Raw genomic sequence first — 14,675 nt, 5'->3', positions numbered from 1 at the left:
AATGGAGAAGCTGCTGAGATTCGTCTTAGAAGGGACGAGCAAGGGGCAGATCGACAAGCAAGCGGCGGCCCAGTTATTACACCTCATCAAGAGCGAGGAGTGGAAAGGGGACGAGGAGATCGCCATCATCGGTGTCTCCGCCAACCTTCCACATGTGCGCGACTTGGATGAGTTCTGGGAGAACTTGAAGCATCACGTCGATTTTATCGGCCCGTTTCCTGAAACCAGACGAGCGGACATCGACCGCTATCTGGAATACACGGGACTTGAGGACATCGACGATTTGAGCTATTTGGATTCTGCCTACTTAAAAGAGATCGACAAGTTCGACTACAAGCTGTTCCGCTTGTCGCCCAAGGAAGCGAGCTTGATGGACCCGTACCAGCGCTTGTTCTTGCAACAGGCGTGGAGTGCGATTGAGGATGCCGGGTATGGCGGGAAGAAAATCGCCAAGACGGCAACCGGCGTGTTCGTCGGCTACGCGAGCAACGCGAAGGACTGCTACCAAAAAATGATCCTAGAGGTCAACCCGGACGACATGTCGATGGCGGGCGTCGGCAACGTCACAGCGATGATGCCGAGTCGCATCTCGTACCTGCTCGACCTCAAGGGGCCGACGATGGTGCTCGACACCGCTTGTTCGTCGGCGATGGTCGCGGTGCACTCCGCCTGTCAAGCGATCCGCAACGGAGATTGCGAGATGGCGATCGCCGGCAGCGTGCGGATCAACTTATTCCCCTATGAAAAAGAGTATCTAAAATTCGGCCTCGAATCGGATGATGGTCGCACGCGCACCTTCGATAATCTCTCAAACGGCGCAGGCATGGGGGAAGCGATTCTGACGATCCTGCTCAAACCGCTGAGCAAGGCGCTCAAAGATCGCGACCACATCCACGCGGTGATCAAAGGCAGTGCGATCAACCAAGATGGGGCATCGATCGGCATCACAGCACCGAACCCGGATGCACAGATGGATGTCATCCTGAAGGCATGGCAAAAAGCCGGCATCAACCCGGAGACCTTGTCCTACATCGAAGCGCATGGGACGGGCACATCGCTTGGCGACCCGCTGGAACTCGATGGGCTGGAGCGAGCGTTCCGCCGCTACACCGACAAGAACCAGATCACAGCGCTCGGTTCGGTGAAAACCAACCTCGGTCACACCTTCGAGAGCTCGGGCTTGGCCGGCCTGATGAAATGTCTGATGGTGCTAAAAAACCGCACGATTCCGCCGAATCTGCACTTCAATCGCCCGAATCAAAAATTCAGTTTTCAAGAGTCGCCTGTCTACGTGAGCACCCGCTTGCGCCCCTACGAAGGGGAAGACCCGATGCGTTGCGGCATCTCGTCGTTCGGGTTTAGCGGAACGAACGTACACATGGTGATGGAGGAAGCGCCCGCCATCGTGCGCGAAAGCGACGTGCAAGCACAGCATCAAGTGTTCACGCTGTCCGCTCGCACGGAGACGGCGTTGCGCGAGTCGGTCAACAACTACGTTCGCTTCCTCGACGGCAAAGGGCAGGCGCTGCACATCGCCGACATCTGCTACACGGCGAACACCGGTCGCGCGCACTTCGAGCATCGCTTGGCGCTGGTCGTGCAGGATGTCGCAGAACTTCGAGCGCGACTGGCGCACGTACAAGCAAACGGTCTGGAAAGTTCACCCGCGCAACGCCTGTTCTACTCCTTGCACAAAGTCGTGCCGCCCACCAAGACGGAGCGCACGGAGCAGGAGATCACCGAGCGGGAAAAAACAGAGTTCAGCCGACGGAGCGAGGAGCAAGTGAACCGGTTCCTCGAAGCGCAAGGGCGTGACGAGCAACCGTTCCTCGACTTGTGCGAGCTCTATGTGCGCGGGGCGGACGTTGCGTGGGAGGCCCTGTACGCAGCGGAGCCCGTGCGCAAAGTCTCCCTGCCGATCTACCCGTTCGAAGCGCACCGCTGCTGGCTCGACGTACCGGAAGGGCGGATGCAGAGCGCGCCGGTCAAACAGCCGGATCTCTTCTTCGACCTCAGGTGGAAACAACAGCGCGTCACGACAGCTCCTGCTCGTACCGATCGCGGCCCCGTCTTGCTCCTGCTCGATGAAAAAGGGTTGGGGCAGCAGCTCGCCCAGCGCTACCGCTCGGTGGGACGCCAAGTGATCGAAGTCGAATGGGGTACTTCGTACCAGCAAGTAGATGAGCATCGCTATGTGCTTTCGGGGGATGAGACGGAGTATGACCAGCTCGTCCACGATCTGCAAAACGTTGCGTTTGACAAAGTGCTGCACCTGTTCTCGATCCGCGAGCGAGCCGTCACAAGCCTCGAAGAACTGGAAGCGACACAAAAAAGTGGTGTCTACAGCCTCTTCTACCTCACGCGTGCGCTGGCCAAAGCGCAGGTGGAGCGCCAGATCGATGTGGTGTTGGTGGCAGAGCACGCGTCGGAAGTCACAGGCGCAGAGACGGCGATGCGACCGGAGAATGCCACGCTGTTCGGGATGGGGAAAGTGGTGCTCAAAGAGCATGCAAACCTCGCCTGCCGCTGCTTGGACCTCGACGAGAACGCATCGATCGAAGCGATTTGGGGCGAGCTGGCGATCAATACCGGACTGTACCAAGTGGCGTTGCGTGACAATGTGCGCTATGTGGAAGAGTTCACCGAGATCGATGTCAAAAAAGCGCCCGATCGCAAGCTGACGATTCGGGAGGATGGTGTCTACCTGATCACCGGGGGCACAGGCGGGATCGGGCTCGAAGTCGCCAAGTGGATGGCTTCGCAAAACCGCATCAAACTGGTGCTGATCAACCGAACCCCGATGCCAGCGCGCGAGCGTTGGCAAGAGATTCTGGACGCGGGCGAAGACCGCAGCAACATCGACAAGATTCGCAACGTGCAACAGATCGAAGCGCTGGGTGCGACCGTCGAATGCGTCAGCGCAGACGTGGCGAATCGCGAACAGTTGCAAGCGGTTGTGGACGAAATGCGCGCGAAATTTGGGCGCTTCCACGGCGTTGTACATGGGGCTGGCGTAGGTGGCGGCGAGGCGATCGTCCTGCGCAAAGAGCAGGATTTCCACAACATCTTCAACCCGAAAGTACAAGGAACGTGGAACCTCGATGAACTGACGTGGGAGGATGAACTGGACTTCATGGTGCTCTTCTCCTCGATCGCCACGCTGTTTAGCGCACCTACGCAGAGCGAGTACATCGCGGCGAACGCCTACCTCGATACGTATGCGGCTTACCGCAACAAGCGTGGACGCCGCACCGTGACGATCAACTGGTCGACATGGCGCGAGACGGGGATGTCGGTGCATCACAACTTCACCGTCGACACGCTGTTCAAGTCGATCATGATCCGCGAGGCGATCGACGGGCTGGAACTGGTCTTGAACAAAGACGTGCCCAAGGCGTTGATCGGCGAGATCAACTATGACAGCAAGATCATCCACCTGCTCGATCGCTTCCAGTTCGGTCTTTCGAAAAAAGTCAGCCGGGAACTCGACAAACGCGTGGGGCACGTGCGCAAAAACCTCGCGAACAGGACGAGTGCGACAATCGACTCCGTGAAACTGACCGGACGGGAGAGCGGTGCCTACAGCGACTTGGAAGCATCAGTCGGGATGATCTGGGCAAAAGTGCTGGGCTTTGCCGAGCTCAGCATCTATGACAATTTCTTCGAACTTGGCGGCGACTCGATTCTCGCCCTGAAGATGGCGAACAAAATCAATGAAGAGCTCGGAGTGGAGATTGGCGCGGCCGAACTGCTCACCTTGCTGACTGTCGCCGATCTGGTCAAGCATCTGGAAGTGCTGGGGGCTGACGCATCAAGTCGGACAGCCAGCCTGTACTCCCTGCTCGCACCCATCGAGGAGCAAGAGCGCTACCCGGCATCGTCGGCGCAGAAGCGACTTTACGTCATCGATCAATTGGAAGGGAACGGCATCACGTACAACCTGTCGAAGGCGATCACCATCGACGGTCCGCTCGATGTCGATCGCGTCGAGCATGCCTTCCAGCAATTGATCGCTCGCCACGAAACGCTGCGGACATCCTTTGAACTGGTGGACGGGGAGCCGTTCCAGCGCGTTCATCCGCACGCAGAGTTCCGCGTGGAGCGCGATGTGGTGGCAGCGGAGGCGATTCGCGACCGATTGACCGCCTTCGTTCGTCCGTTTGATCTGAGCCGAGCGCCCTTGTTCCGCATCGGGGTGTTTGAACAGGAAGCACAGCGTCACACGCTGGCATTTGACATGCACCACATCATCACCGACGGCGTGTCGATCGACATCCTGATCGAGGAATTCGTCAAGCTGTACGAAGGCCAAGCGTTGGACGCGGTTGGACTCCAATACAAAGACTACGCCGCTTGGCAGCAACGAATTCGCCAAGAGGGGTTGCTCGACAAGCAAGAGGAGTACTGGTTGAACACATTCAGCGGTGAGATTCCGCTGCTGGAACTGCCGACCGATTTCCCGCGCAAAGCGGTGAAAAGCGACGCAGGCGACATGCTGACGATCACACTGTCACCTGAGTTGCGCGAGAACATCTACAAGCTGACCAAATCGACGGGCACAACGCTGTTCATGCTGCTGTTCTCCGCGTACAACGTGCTGTTGTCCAAATACGCGGCACAGGAAGACATCGTGATCGGAACGCCGATTCTCGGCCGCCCGCATCGCGATCTGGATCGCATCCTCGGCATGTTCGTCAACACGTTGGTGCTGCGCAATCGACCCAGCGGCGAGAAGCGCTTCGTGGACTTCCTAAAAGAAGTGCATGAACACACGATCAAAGCGTTTGAGAACCAAGACTACCAGCTCGAGGAGTTCATCTCTAAACTTCGCATCCAGCGCGACCGCAGCCGCAACCCGCTCTTCGACGTATTGTTCGTTCTGCAAAATGTCGGTGTGAGCGAGATGCGCCTACAAGATCTGGAGATCACGCCTTACGAATTTGAGAACACCACAGCGAAGTTCGACTTGGAGCTGGAAGCGTTCGAGCGCGAGACGGCGATCACGCTGAACCTCTATTATGCAACCGACCTCTATCGGACAGAGACGGCCACCCGCATGCTGGGCGACTATGTCGCACTGCTCGAAGCGCTGTGCAGCCAGGGAGATGTGCTGATTCGCGACATCGAGCTGGAAAGCAGTCGCCGTTTGGGTGAGGCCGGTTCTGACGAAGACGAGTCGGAAGATGTGGAATTTAACTTTTAGTTGAGAGGGGCACATAGACGATGGTAGTTGGCGTCATCGGTGCAGGTGTGATGGGAACAGGGGTTGCGCAAAGCGCAGCCCAAGCGGGTCATCAGGTCGTGTTGATCGACCTGACAGACGCGGCCTTGGAGAAATCCAAGGAGGAGCTGTACAAAAACATTCGCTTCAGCGGCTTTTTTAACAAAGGCGCGAATGTGGAGCCGGTGGATGTTGTGATGGAGCGCATCACGTTCACCACCGATTACGAGCTGCTGCGCAACGCAGAGATCGTGGTCGAGAATGTGCCGGAAGTTTATGAGATCAAGCGCGATGTGTATCTCAAGATCGATCCGATCTGCCCAGCGGACTGCATTTTCTTGGTCAACACGTCTTGCATCTCCATCACCAAGATCGCCGGGTTGACGAATCGCCCAGACCGCGTGATCGGGGTACATTTCATGAACCCGGTTCCGCTCAAGAAAACGGTCGAGTCGATCCGCGGCTGGCACACGTCCGAAGCGACGATCACCGGCACCGAGAACTTCCTGGCGTCGATGGGCAAAACGCACGTGTTGGTCAACGACCTGCCGGGCTTTGTCTCGAACCGCCTGTCCCACTTGTTGATGAACGAAGCGGCGTATGTCGTGCAAGACCAAGTGGCGTCTCCCAAAGACGTGGACGACATCTTTAAGCAATGCTTCGGGCACAAAATGGGCCCGCTGGAGACAGCCGATCTGATCGGTCTGGATACGGTGGTGCAGTCGCTCGACATCCTCTATGATTCCTACCAAGATACAAAGTTCCGCGTCTGCCCGCTGTTGCGCAAGATGACGGAAGCCGGTCTGCATGGTCGCAAGTCCGGCCAAGGGTTCTACACGTATGACGAGCACGACATGTTGGACTAAAAAACAATCCCCCCCTTACGAAAGGTGAGTGCCATACCATGGAAATCAACGCTAAAATCCGCAAGTTCTTGTCCCGCTTCTTCAAAAAACACGAGATCGCTGACACTGACGATATCTTCGCACTGGGTTTCGTGAACTCGCTGTTCGCGATGCAACTGGTCATGTTCCTCGAAAAAGAGTTCGGCATCGCCGTTGAGACCAAGGATTTGGATTTCAATAACTTCCGCACGATCGAATCGATGATTCAATTCGTCGAAAACAAGCAATCCGCTTAATATCGAAAATCCGAATTGAGGGTGAAACCATGATCATCGAACTGACCGAAAAGCAAGTCGAATGGCAAGAGCAGTTCCGGGCGTTTGTGGACAAATCGATCGTGCCGTATGCCGCGCAAATTGACAAAGAGGAGATCCTGCACCCTGCCGTTGTGGCGGGGATGCGGGAAACCGGGTATCTGGGCTCCATGTTGCCGCAAGCATATGGCGGGCTGGGTCTGGACGAGGTATCGCTTGGCGTGCTGAACGAAGAAGTCGGGCGCGGCTGCACATCGACGCGCAACCTGCTGACCGTACACGGCATGGTGGGCCTGGCGATCCTGCGTTGGGGCACACAAGAACAGAAGGATCAGTGGCTGCCGAAACTGGCGCGCGGGGAGATCATCGGCGCATTTGGGCTGTCCGAACCGGACGTTGGCAGTGACGCGAAAAACATCCAGACGACCGCCGTGGAAGACGGCGACGATTATGTGCTCAGCGGCACGAAAAAGTGGATCACGATGGGGATGATCGCCGACGTGTTCCTGATCTTTGCCCAGTTCGAAGGCAAGCCGACCGCGTTCTTGGTGGAGAGCACCCGTGCAAACTTCACGAGAACGCCGATCCGCGGCATGATGGGTTCGCGCGGCTCGATGCTTGCGCAACTGGAAATGGACAACGTGCGCATTCCCAAGGAGAACTTGGTGGGCAAGCTGGGCACCGGTCTCTCGCACGTCGCGCTGTCTTGCTTGGACTATGGGCGCTACACGGTAGCGTGGGGTTGCATCGGCTTGGCGCAGGCTTGTCTGGAAGCCAGCGTCGCGTATGCGAAGTCCCGTCAGCAGTTTGGCAAGCCGATCGGCGAGTTCCAACTGATCCAAAAAATGCTCACCGAGATGGTGGTGAGCATCAAGGGCGCACGGTTGCTGTGCTACCGCTCGGGCTATTTGAAACAAATCGGCGACCCCGATTCGATCCTCGAGACGTGGACAGCCAAGTATGCCTCGTCGGTGATGGTGACCAAGGTAGCGGGCGACGCGGTGCAGATTCACGGGGGCAACGGTTGTCACGATGGCTACCCGATCGAGCGCTACTACCGCGATGCCAAAATCAACGAGATCATCGAAGGCTCCACGCAAGTCCACGAATACTTGATCGCGAGAAACCTGTTACAGACGATGTAACAGAGGTCTATAGGGGAGGGCTTCGAACATGTCGCAAGCGAAAAAGAAAGAGAAAAAAATCAAATGCGTTGTCTGGGATCTCGACCACACCCTGTGGAACGGCGTCCTGTTGGAAGACCGCAACGTTCAACTGCGCGAAGGTCTGCTCGAGATCATCAAAGAGCTAGACAACCGCGGCATCCTGCAATCGATCGCGAGCAAAAACGAGCACAACACCACGATGGCCAAACTTGAGGAGTTCGGGATCGCGGAGTATTTCCTCTACCCGCACATCAACTGGAACTCCAAGTCCTCTTCGATCAAAAACATCGTGACCTCGCTGAACATCGGCATGGACACGATCGCATTTGTCGATGACCAACCGTTTGAGCGCGAGGAAGTGTCGTTCGAACTGCCGGATGTGTTCTGTTGGGACGCCGCCGACGTGCATGCGATGCTCGACCTGCCGGAGATGACGCCGACGTTTATCACGGAAGATTCGAAAAAACGTCGCCACATGTACATGAGCGACATCGAGCGCCAAAAGGTCGAGGAAGAGTTCACCGGCCCGCAAGAAGAGTTCCTCGCATCGCTGGAGATGGTGTTGAAGATCTCGAAGGTCGGCAGTGACGACCTGCAGCGCGCCGAGGAATTGACCGTGCGCACCAACCAGTTGAACACGACCGGCTACACCTATTCCTACGAAGAACTCGATGCGCTTCGTCAGTCTGATCAGCACAAGCTGATGATCGTCGAACTGCAAGACAAATACGGCGAGTATGGCAAAATCGGCCTCGTCCTGATCGAATGCGGCGAGCAGGATTGGAAGATCAAGCTGCTGCTGATGTCCTGCCGTGTCATGTCGCGCGGTGTCGGTTCGATCCTGATGAACCACATCCTGCAACTGGCGCACCAACACAACGTCCGCCTGCTCGCGGAGTTCGTGAAAACCGACCGCAACCGCATGATGTATGTCAGCTACAAGTTCGCTGGATTCAAGGAAGTGGAGGAGAACGGCGATCACGTCCTGTTTGAAGCAGACCTGTCGCGCGTACAGCCGTTCCCTGACTATGTGAAGGTTCACGTGTTGGACTAACCAGAATTTCGACTTGAGAAAGCGAGGGAACCTCATGGAGAAAATTGCATTTTTGTTCACCGGGCAAGGCGCGCAGTACGTGGGGATGGCCAAATCGTTTTATGACGAGCATGCGATCGCCAAGCAAACGTTCGAAGAAGCCAATGATGTGCTCGGTTTCGACCTAGCTCGCCTGTGCTTTGAAGGTGGCTTGGGCGAACTGACCCGTACTGAAAACACCCAGCCGGCATTGCTGACCGCAAGTGTGGCTGCCTTCCGCGTGTACATGCAGGAGATCGGGATCGCGCCGCAATTCTGTGCGGGACACAGCATGGGCGAATACGCGGCACTGACTTGTGCAGGCGCGATCCGCTACTCCGATGCGCTCAAGATCGTCCGCCAGCGCGGACTGTATACCAAAGAGATCGCCGATTCGGAAATCGGCGGGATGACGATCATCGATGGACTGCCGGTCGAAGTCGTGGAAGAGGAAGCGCGCAAGATGGCGGCCGAGGGGAAATACGTGGTCGTGAATTGCTACAACTCGCCGACACAGACGGCGATCGCAGGCGATGCCGAAGCGGTCGAAGAGTTGGAGTCGCGCCTGCTCGATCTCGACGGACAAGTCACACCGCTGTTGATGAGTGCACCGTTCCACACCAAGCTGATGAGCCCGGTGGCCGAGAAATTGAAGGAACTGCTCCAAACCATCGAATTCAACCACTTCCGCTACCCGGTCATCGCGAACATCGACGGTCAGCCCTACGGCGATCCGGCGAACATCGTGGAAAAACTGACGCAGCAGACCGTGCGTCCTGTGCGTTGGCAGGAGACGATGCAGTTCTTGCAACGCTTCGGCGTGACCCATGCGATCGAGATGGGGCCGAAAAACGTGCTGTGCAACCTGGTGACGGCGAACACGCCGAGCATCGAAGCGTTGTGCTTTGCCGCCCGCGAAGATCGCAAAGCTCTGCATGAGATCTTCTCCCCGACGCATCCGCTGAAAAAACACATCCCGACCGTCGTCACCCGCTGCCTCGCCATCGCGGTGGCCACGCCGAACAAAAACAATGACAAAGACGCGTATCGCGAAGGCGTGATCGAACCGTACCGCAAGATCCAACAACTGCAAGATGAACTCGATCAAGAACAGGCGCAACCGACAGAAGCGCAGATGCGAGAAGCGTTGCAGATGCTGGCATCCGTTTTTGCAACCAAGGGCGTCCCGGTTGCCGAACAGCGGGATTGGTTCTATCAGATCCTCGATGAAACGGGCACGTACTATCTCTTCAATGACCTCGTATTCTCCAACTTGCAGACGGTGTAAATCGCCTGCTACATGATCCTGATGGCCTCCGTTCCCTGCGAGCGGAGGCCCTCTTCTAAAAAGGGGGACCTCACGTGCTTGATCGTTATACGCTCAACATGCTACGCACGAGCGGCAAATATGCGGATGAACGAGCTTACTGGCTGGAAAAGCTGAGCGGTGACTGTGTGATGGGCGTTTTCCCATACGATCATCTGCGCCAACCTGACCTCAGCTATCTCCCCGTCACGCGGACTGGTCGCATCGAAGGCGAAACGTTTGCGAACCTGCATCGTCTGTCAGGCGGCTCTCCAACCGGCCTGTTCATGACGTTGCTTTTGGGCGTTTCGTATCTGCTCTACCGCTACACCTCCAATGAAGACCTGCTCGTCGGGATGCCCGCATTCCGCTCGAACAGCGAGCCTGCATCAGGCAATCAGCCGTTCTACGCGCTGCGCACCGCGATCAATCGCACGGGTACGGGCCGGGACCTGCTGTTGCAGATTCGCGATGTCGTCAGCGAAGCGCGGAAGCATCGCCACATCTCCTACGAAGTGATTCAGGACCAACTCGCGAGCAAGGGCGAGGAGTCCCCGCTCTTCAACACCGTGGTGTCGCTCAAGGGTCTGCATGAGGAGTTCGATCTGCAAGCAGCCGCGGCGGACAGCGTTTTTTGCTTCGAATTGCAAGACGGAGCGGTAGAACTGTCCTACACCTACAATGCAAGTCTGTACACCGAGGAGACGGCGGAGCAGATTCAACGCCATCTGTTCCACCTGCTGTCCTTGCTCACGAACGATATGAACCGCGAGTTGTCGAGCCTTGATATTTTGACCGAGGAGGATCGCCAGCGGATTCTCATCGACTTCAATGACTCCGGCCTTGACTATCCGCACGACAAAGTGTTGTATCAATTTTTCATGGAGCAGGCGCAAAAGACCCCGGACAACATCGCCGTGATCTTCGAACAAGAGCGGCTGACCTACCGAGAGTTGGATGAGCGGTCCAATCAGGTGGCGCGCTACCTGATTGAGCAGGGCGTTCAGATTGCCGAGTTGGTGGGGGTTGTCGCCAAGCGTTGCCTGAACACGGTTGTCCACATCATCGGGATCTTGAAGTCGGGTGCCGCCTATGTGCCCATCGATCCTGATTATCCAGAGGATCGCAAAGCGTATATCTTGGAGAACAGCCAGAGCCGGATCTTGCTCCAGCCGGACGCCTACGAGAGCTTGGAGTTGGCTCGATATGACGCGGACGACGTGGGAGTTCCGATGGATGCGGAGCGCTTGGCCTACGTGATGTACACCTCGGGCAGTACGGGGATGCCCAAGGGCGTGGCGATGACGCACCGTTCGGCGCTGAACACGGTGCTGGATTGCAACCGAATTCTCAACTTGACGGAAAACGATCGCGTGCTTTCTGTCGCCTCGTTCTGTTTCGACCTCACCGTCGTCGATATGTTCGGCACGTTGGGTGTCGGTGGCGCGGTCGTGCTGATTCCCAAGCAGAAGGATGTGCGGAGAATTGTCGAGATCGCGATCGAGCATGAAATCACCGTCTGGAACTCGGTGCCGTCTGTGGTCGAACTCGGCTTGCTCTATTTACAGGAAGGGTATCGCAACACAACCGTTCGGAACTTCATGCTCAGCGGCGATTTTATCCCGCTGGACTTGCTCGGCAAAGTGCGGGAATTCTTCCCTGAGGCGAAATTGTTCTCCTTTGGCGGTTGTACAGAAGTCGGCATCTGGTCGCTGTATTTTCCCATTGAGCAGATCGAGCCGGAGTGGACGAACATCCCCTACGGATACCCGCTGTCGAACCAGCAAATCTATGTGCTGAACAAGGACTTGCAACCGTGCCCACTGGAAGTGGAAGGGGAATTGTACTTCGCAGGCGATGGTCTGGCGATCGGGTACTATCGCGATGAGGTGCGGACGCGCGAGGCGTTTATCGATCACCCTGAATTCGGCCGCTTGTACAACACGGGCGACTATTCGATTTTGAAGCGCCAAGGATACATCAAACTGCTCGGCCGCAAAGATTTCCAGGTCAAGATTCGCGGATTCCGCGTTGAGATGCACGAAGTGCGGTTGGCGTTGCTCAAGCACGAAGGAGTGCGCGAGGCGGTGATCACAGCGCGCAATCACGCGAACATCCTCGGCCATAAATTTTTATGCGCATATGTCACCGCCGAACCGGGTGTGACGATGCGGTCGTTGCGCGAACACATGGGCGAGCGGTTGCCGGAGTTCATGGTGCCGTCCTATTTTGTAATCATGGACGAGATTCCGTTGTCGGCAAACGGGAAGGTCGACATCAAGGCTTTGCCAGCGCCCGAACTGAGCAGCGAGCCGGAAACGGTGTTTAAAGCACCGCGCACAGAGGTAGAAGTCGCGCTCGCCGACGCTTGGAAGGACGTACTCGGTCTGGAAAAAGTCGGGGTCGACGACAACTTTTTCGCGCTCGGTGGGGATTCGATCAAGGCGTTGCGCGTCATCGCCAAGCTCTCGTCCGCGTTCACCGTGGAGATCAAATCGGTGTTCGAACAACAGACGATCGCTGGATTAGCAGCCTTGTTGGAAGGAGATCAGGCGCAGACCAGCGCCAGATCTGGTCACGAAATTCAAGTGATCTCGCACGCGGAGCCACTGCCGCTCTCCTTCGCGCAGCAACGCTTGTGGGTGTTGGAACAACTGGTTCCGGGCACGGACGCGTACAACATGCCGATGGCGGCACGTCTGATCGGCGACCTGCGCATCGACGCGTTGGAGTACAGTTTGAACGAGGTGTTGCAGCGCCATGAAGCGTTGCGTACAACGTTCGCTGACGTGCAAGGCCAGCCGGTGCAGATCATCGCACCTATGTCGCCAATGCAGCTTGCTGCCGAGGATTTGCGTGCCGAAGCAGACCGACACCAACTGGCACTGCGCTTGGTGCAGGAAGAGGCGCAGCGCCCGTTCGATCTCCGCACAGGGCCGCTTTTCCGCGCACGCTTGATGCAAGTGGAAGATCAGGAGCATGTGCTGGTCCTGAACATGCACCACATCATCTCTGACGGTTGGTCGATCGGCGTATTGATTCGCGAAGTGACCGCGCTGTACGAAGCGTTCGTGCAGGGTGCGCCTTCGCCCTTGACCGATCTGCCCGTGCAATACGCCGACTATGCGGCGTGGCAACGAGAATGGTTGCAAGGCGATGTGTTGGAGGGACAATTGTCCTATTGGAGAGAGCAGTTGGGTGGCGAGTTGCCGGCCTTGCAAGTGCCGACCGATCGTCCGCGCCCACCGGTGCAGACGTATCGTGGCGGGACGGAGCGCTTCACGATTTCCAAGTCTTTGGTGGACGCGTTGCAAGCGATCGGGCAGCGCTACGGAGCGACCCAGTTCATGACCTTGCTCGGGGCTTTCCAAACGTTGCTGTATCGCTATTCGGGGCAAGAGGACTTCACGGTGGGCACGCCGATGGCTGGACGGGTACACGAAGAGACCGAGGGCTTGATCGGCTTCTTCGTCAACACGCTGGTCATGCGCACCGATCTGTCTGACGATCCGACCTTCGTCGATCTGCTGTCTCGCGTGCGGGACATGTCGATCGGAGCATTTGCGAACCAAGATGTGCCGTTTGAAAAATTGGTCGAGGAGCTTCAGCCAGAGCGCGACACCAGCCGCACACCGCTGTTCCAAGTGATGTTCGTGCTGCAAAATACGCCGGTGGCGGAGGCGCACTTCAGTGGGCTTACGCTGGTGCCGATCGACGCGGATAACCAAGCCGCGAAATTCGATCTGGTGTTGACACTGGAAGAGCAGACCGACGGTATGCTCGGTGTGTTCCAATACAATTCGGACCTGTTCGATGCTGCGACGATTCAACGCATGTCTCAGCACTTTGAGAATCTGTTGATGGCGATGACCGCCGATCCGATGCAAAAAGTGGCGGAAGTGCCGTTGCTGACGTCGTCAGAGGAGCAAGTCCTGCTGGTCGATTGGAACCAGACAGATGCGGACTTCCCGCGCACCGTAACGATGCACCATCTGTTCGAAGCCCAAGTGGAACGCACGCCAGAAGCAATCGCGCTCGTGGTTGGCGAACAGCGTCTGACCTATCGCGAATTGAATGCCCGTGCAAATCAAGTAGCGTATTATCTGCGTCGTCTCGGCGTGCAGCAGGAATCGTTGGTCGGGGTCTATCTGCAGCGTTCTGTGGAGATGGTCGTCGGGATGCTGGGGATTCTCAAGGCTGGCGGTGCTTACGTACCGCTCGATCCGGCCTATCCGCAGGAGCGGATCTTGTACACGATGGAAGATGCGGAAGCGACCGTGCTGTTGACCCAATCTGACCTCCAAGAACAACTGCCTTCTTCATTGAAAACGGTATGTCTGGACACGGAGTGGGCGTCCATCGCACAGGAAGCGGAGCAGAATCCGTCCTTCGCACAGGAAACCTCTGCCACTCACTTGGCTTATGTCATCTACACCTCCGGCTCCACCGGCCGTCCGAAGGGGGTCGCGATCGAGCACCAAAGCGCCGTGGCGATGATCAATTGGGCACAAGGCGAGTACAGCCAGCAGGATCTCGAAGGTGTTCTGTTCTCAACGTCAATCTGCTTCGACCTCTCTGTCTATGAGCTGTTCGTCACGCTCAGTAGCGGAGGCAAGCTGATCCTCGCTGAAAATGCGTTGCACCTGCCGCAACTGCCTGCCAAGGACGAAGTGACCCTGATCAACACGGTGCCCTCAGCGATCGCGGAACTGTTGCGCATCGGCGGGCTACCGACAACCGTGCGCACGGTG

Annotated in this window: 7 protein-coding genes; all 7 read left to right on the top strand. The window is 57.1% G+C overall.

Features of this window, described 5'->3' with window-relative positions; genetic code table 11:
• Position 1 precedes the first annotated feature (1 nt).
• Positions 2-5,203 (top strand): SDR family NAD(P)-dependent oxidoreductase, encoded by a 5,202-nt coding sequence (locus C7459_RS20150; protein ID WP_109691084.1) that lies wholly within the window; start codon positions 2-4, stop codon positions 5,201-5,203.
• Positions 5,204-5,223: 20 nt separating this feature from the next.
• Entirely contained in the window at positions 5,224-6,087 is an 864-nt protein-coding gene (locus tag C7459_RS20145) for a 3-hydroxyacyl-CoA dehydrogenase family protein (protein WP_109691083.1), read from the top strand.
• Between the two features lie 38 nt (positions 6,088-6,125).
• Complete coding sequence (locus C7459_RS20140) at positions 6,126-6,362, top strand: acyl carrier protein (protein WP_109691082.1); 237 nt, start codon at positions 6,126-6,128, stop codon at positions 6,360-6,362.
• 29 nt (positions 6,363-6,391) lie between these two features.
• The gene (locus C7459_RS20135) at positions 6,392-7,525 is read left to right on the top strand and encodes an acyl-CoA dehydrogenase family protein (RefSeq protein ID WP_109691081.1); all 1,134 of its coding nucleotides are present in this window, start codon (positions 6,392-6,394) and stop codon (positions 7,523-7,525) included.
• Between the two features lie 28 nt (positions 7,526-7,553).
• Entirely contained in the window at positions 7,554-8,600 is a 1,047-nt protein-coding gene (locus C7459_RS20130; protein WP_109691080.1) for an HAD-IIIC family phosphatase, read from the top strand.
• Between the two features lie 34 nt (positions 8,601-8,634).
• On the top strand, positions 8,635-9,906 hold the full coding sequence (gene fabD / locus C7459_RS20125) for an ACP S-malonyltransferase (RefSeq protein WP_109691079.1): 1,272 nt from the start codon (positions 8,635-8,637) through the stop codon (positions 9,904-9,906).
• A 74-nt stretch (positions 9,907-9,980) separates the two neighbouring features.
• A partial coding sequence (locus C7459_RS20120) for a non-ribosomal peptide synthetase (protein ID WP_146201058.1) occupies positions 9,981-14,675 on the top strand: 4,695 nt, incomplete at its 3' end.

It is taken from the genome of Tumebacillus permanentifrigoris, assembly GCF_003148565.1.
In the GTDB taxonomy this organism is placed as follows: Bacteria; Bacillota; Bacilli; order Tumebacillales; family Tumebacillaceae; genus Tumebacillus; species Tumebacillus permanentifrigoris.
This window is presented reverse-complemented; position numbering and strand designations above follow the sequence as displayed.

Bases quoted from the DNA above. Each gene is read 5' to 3' on its own strand.
- C7459_RS20150 (WP_109691084.1), top strand. From the start codon at position 2: ATGGAGAAGCTGCTGAGATTCGTCTTAGAAGGGACGAGCAAGGGGCAG.
- C7459_RS20145 (WP_109691083.1), top strand. From the start codon at position 5,224: ATGGTAGTTGGCGTCATCGGTGCAGGTGTGATGGGAACAGGGGTTGCG.
- fabD (WP_109691079.1), top strand. From the start codon at position 8,635: ATGGAGAAAATTGCATTTTTGTTCACCGGGCAAGGCGCGCAGTACGTG.
- C7459_RS20130 (WP_109691080.1), top strand. From the start codon at position 7,554: ATGTCGCAAGCGAAAAAGAAAGAGAAAAAAATCAAATGCGTTGTCTGG.
- C7459_RS20140 (WP_109691082.1), top strand. From the start codon at position 6,126: ATGGAAATCAACGCTAAAATCCGCAAGTTCTTGTCCCGCTTCTTCAAA.
- C7459_RS20135 (WP_109691081.1), top strand. From the start codon at position 6,392: ATGATCATCGAACTGACCGAAAAGCAAGTCGAATGGCAAGAGCAGTTC.